Annotated in this window: 2 protein-coding genes and 2 pseudogenes; 3 read left to right on the top strand and 1 reads right to left on the bottom strand. The window is 39.6% G+C overall.

The features are described from left to right. The 3 genes and pseudogenes from ASJ81_RS09285 to ASJ81_RS23705 form a co-directional block, all read left to right on the top strand. Positions 1-167: pseudogene (locus ASJ81_RS09285) on the top strand ([dimethylamine--corrinoid protein] Co-methyltransferase); the annotation flags it as partial. 75 nt (positions 168-242) lie between these two features. Then, positions 243-1,718 (top strand): APC family permease, encoded by a 1,476-nt coding sequence (locus ASJ81_RS09280; protein ID WP_095644225.1) that lies wholly within the window; start codon positions 243-245, stop codon positions 1,716-1,718. Between the two features lie 531 nt (positions 1,719-2,249). Continuing rightward, positions 2,250-2,491: pseudogene (locus tag ASJ81_RS23705) on the top strand (transposase); the annotation flags it as partial. Positions 2,492-2,530: 39 nt separating this feature from the next. On the opposite strand, the gene ASJ81_RS09270 reads toward ASJ81_RS23705, so the two are convergent. Further along, a complete protein-coding gene (locus tag ASJ81_RS09270) occupies positions 2,531-3,832 on the bottom strand; it encodes an ATP-binding protein (protein WP_095644224.1) in 1,302 nt (433 codons plus the stop codon). Between the last annotated feature and the right edge of the window lie 332 nt (positions 3,833-4,164).

Below are 4,164 nucleotides of genomic sequence, written 5' to 3'. Positions count from 1 at the left end.
ACCTCGTAGACGAGCACGTTATGCGGGAGCTGCGTGAAGAACTCGATATCGGTGTAGTAACATCAGTACCAGGTGCTGCAAAAGGTATTGCTGCAAAGATGAACATTGAAAAGCTGCTCGATATTAAGATTAATTCCTGCAACATTTTCAGAAAACAAATTGCCTGAAAAAATCTGAGCAAAGGTGATTTTACGACTAGTAACAACTCTCTTTCTCCTTCTCAAACTTGCCCTCAAACTGACCTGAATACGGCAGGAGACCGCAGCAGGGCACACTGCGAGCCAAAGGAGCTTGAAAGAAGTATTGACTGGAAGCAAGGGCTTGCAATAGCTCTTGGTGTTCCTTTGTTAATCCTACCATCTATAGGTTATTTTACAGGCTATGTCTGGGCTTTTTCAATAATATTATGGGGCCTGACTATTTTACTTGGCTTTATCCAGAACATCGCATTCGGAGAGCTTTCAACGGTTTTTCCGAAGGCTTCGGGTTTACCAGGTTATACCCAAACCGTTTTTGGCTCAAATTCGAATAAAATCAATCAAGGAAAATTTAAGTTTGGTAAGTTCATAGGCGGTTTCAGCGCCTGGAGTTACTGGTTCGGCTGGAGTCCTGTACTTGCAATTTATGCGATCCTGATAGGAGACTACCTTCAGGGCTTGATACCAACTCTTGCTGTAATCCCCAAGACATTGCTTTCCTTATTGGCAGGTGGATTTATCTTTGGCACACTTGCAATTATAAATTCAAAAGGGCTCAAGAATGGAGCAAAAGCAGGGTACATCTTAGCGGTAGTATCTTTGATTCCTCTTATGGTTATTACACTTGCTCCGTTCCTTACAGGGGATTTTCATATTGCTAATATTACAGGCTCATGGTTTCCTGTTGACTGGACCTGGGATCTACAGCACGTACTCATTATTTTCGGGCTTTTCGCAATGGCAGAATGGAGTGCCTGTGCCTGGGAAACCGCAGCAATTTACGGGCCAGAATACAGGAACCCCAATACTGATACTCCAAAAGCACTACTAATCTGCGGAGGAATCTGTCTCGTGCTTTATGTATTGGTTCAGACATCTGTAATAGGCACTCTTGGAGTTGATGAAGTACTTGCCCAGCCTGTGTCTCCTATGCTTCCTCTTGCAAATCTTTCTCTGGGCTCTATTGGGGCTTCCATCTCGATAATAATGCTTATTGGAGCCATGCTACTGATTATCCAGACTGCATTTCTCTCCTCTGCAAGGTCAATTTATTCGATGTCAATTCAAGGCAACCTTCCTGCATTTTTAAGCAAACTTAATTCTCATGGGCACCCGATGAACGCGATGGCTGCCGATGCCATGTTCAATATGTGTTTAATCCTTTTGGGAAATCCTACTGCAATTCTTGCAGCTTCTGCAATCGGATATATGTGTGCTAACGGGATCAGTCTCTATACGTATTTCAAGGTAAGGAATGACCCTGAGCTCTCAAAATTAGAAAGACCCTTTAAAGCCCCACACGGCTGGAAAAACGTAGCACTGATTACGGCAATTTTGAATGTCCCCTTCTTTCTGGTGGGGATAATTTACCTCAACAGCCTTGAACTAGGCTGGGCTACTACAGGGATAGGCTTTTTCGTGCTTTGTCTCTATATTCCGCTATGGTTTTATTCCCAGAGAGAAGCAAAAGAAGGAAAAGCTGTGGAAAAAGATGCAATTTTTGGTGAAATTTCAGTGTAAGAAACTTCAGTATAAAATGAGAAAGAAGCATCGAAATACAAACAGAGGTTTGAGAATCAAAGAAGCCTGAACTATCCCCTTAAGATTTATGATTTCGAGAAAAATCCCGAATAAAAAATTAAGTATGGAAAGTTCACTTTCCGGTTTCTTTTCATTTTTACCTTTTGTTGCATGTTTCCGCAAAGTTCGAAAGTTATTATTAGAGAATTTCGATAAACCTCTAATATCAAGAAGTTACTTATATACCATTTATAAGCAACCAGCCATAAACTGAGGTTTATCGAAATTCTCTATAACATTTACATGAATGTTCTCTTTTTACTCGGTTCTTTCTTTATATTACGAATCGTAAAACCTCTGATTTTTTAGCTCAGGGGATATAAGCGTCAACTTCAACCCTTATTCCGTATTTAATATTCGGCAGCTCCTTTACTACCTTCTGATGGTAAATGCAAAATATCCCTCATTCCATATCGTCTTTTCACCCCATAATACTTTTCCGATATTTCTTTTGTGTTTTCCATATTCTAAAAGAGTATCCGAAAACAGAAAGGCTCTAATAACAGGGCAAAAGCTAAACAAAGGCTTGCTGTGCTCCACGATAAAATAACAAATCAGATAAATGATTTCCAGAACAAACTCTCTTTTAGATTCGTTGCGAAAACCAGGCAATAGCTATGGAAGCTCTGAATGTGAAAGATATGGTTAAAGATTATCACTTGGCACAGGCTATAAGTGATTTAGCACGGAGCAGTTTTGTGATAAAATTAGAATCAACCAAGAAGCCACTCAGTCTTTAGATGAGTGATAGTTCACTCTAGCATCCATTTCCATACCGGTTTAACCGTGATTATTTTCTTTCCGTTTTTGCCGTCAACTTGGATGGTCTCTTCATCGTCCATTGTCAGAACAAGCCCCTGTTCCAGGTCGTACTCATCCAGGGTTTCCATGAGTCCCAGAATTTCTCTTTCCCTCACTACAGGGTTTCCGAAGCAAACCGAGATCTGAATTGCAGCTGAAACTTTCTGACTGTCTTTTTCCTTAATAACAAAATCACATTCTCTTTTGTTCTGGAAGTAGAATACCTGTTTTTCCTTTCTCAGCAACTCAAGGAATACAAGGTTCTCAAATCTCAGCCCAAGGCTGTCAGGGTAGCCTGGATATACTGCCTTGAAAAAGCCGGTATCGCCTACATAAACCTTGCAAGGAATGTCTTTTTCCTTCCCGTTTTCCTGCAGGCTATTGAGTTTTGGAACCCGATACAGCACGAAAATGTCCTCGAGATAGTTCAGATAGGTCTCTATTAATTCATCATTCTCAATTCCACTAACTTTTTTCAGGGTCTCAAGAGAGTACTCCGAAGCCATATTCGAGATCAGGAATATGGTAAGCTTTTTTAACTTCTGGATATCATACCCGTGTGCATCTCCTTTTTTTAACCCTTCTTCAAAATATTTACGGGAAAGACTGATGTCATTGTTTTTGATTACATCCGGAAAACCACCGTTTTCGAAATACTGCAAAAACATACATAACAGTTCATCGCTGGAAGTGGTTAGAAAATTAGGCTCTTCAATTTCGTTACCTTTAATCAGCAAGTATTCCTTAAAAGAGAATGGGAAAATCTTTAAATGTCTACATCTACCTGGAAACCTGGAGGAAAACTCATTTATTAATTTTGATCTCGATGAAGTTAGATAAACTTCTGCCCCTTGCCTGTGAAGCCTGTCAACCCAGCTCTCCCACCCCTGGAGATTTTGAATTTCATCAAAAAAATAGAAAATTTGCCCCTCTTCGCCTTCAGTTTCTTTTTTGCGAATTTCGGCTGCAGTATCCTCAATTGCCTGTAAATATCCAGATCCTAGCTCCTGCATCCGATTGTCTTCAAAATCAATATAAATTTTTACTCCAACCAGGTTACTGGCAACCTGACTCATGAAAGTGGTTTTACCTGCATGAGCGGGTCCAGAGATGAGTTTAATTTCACTGCCTTCCAGGGAAAAGCAGGGGTAAATCTCTCTGGGGATTAAATCTGGAGTATTTTGAAAGAAATTCTGATGGCTGAAGATCAGGGTAAGAGGCTCTAATTTTTGCTTGTTATCAAAATTTTGCATATTATCAAAATAATTTATGAGGCGGAATTATATAGTTTTTCTGGCGTTAACAAATTTCTCATCCGGTAATAACTTGAGAACATAAAACTGGAAAATTTACAAAATAGAAGAGATATTTGCAGGCTATTGAGCTTAAAATTTTCGTTGTCGGATAACGCTTTCTATAAGCACCTGTATAGGTAAGGTGTCAATTTAACGGGATTAAAAAAAATTCATGGAAACATATAAATAATTGGGCCAGTATGACCCACTTATAAATAAGGATGAGATCAGCAGCTAAATATGGATCAGCAGCTAAATATGAGATCAGCAGTTAATTATGGATCAGCAGC

This window comes from Methanosarcina spelaei (genome assembly GCF_002287235.1).
Lineage (GTDB): Archaea > Halobacteriota > Methanosarcinia > Methanosarcinales > Methanosarcinaceae > Methanosarcina > Methanosarcina spelaei.
The sequence above is the reverse complement of the archived record's forward strand: the minus strand, read 5'-3'. Positions and strand labels throughout refer to the sequence as shown.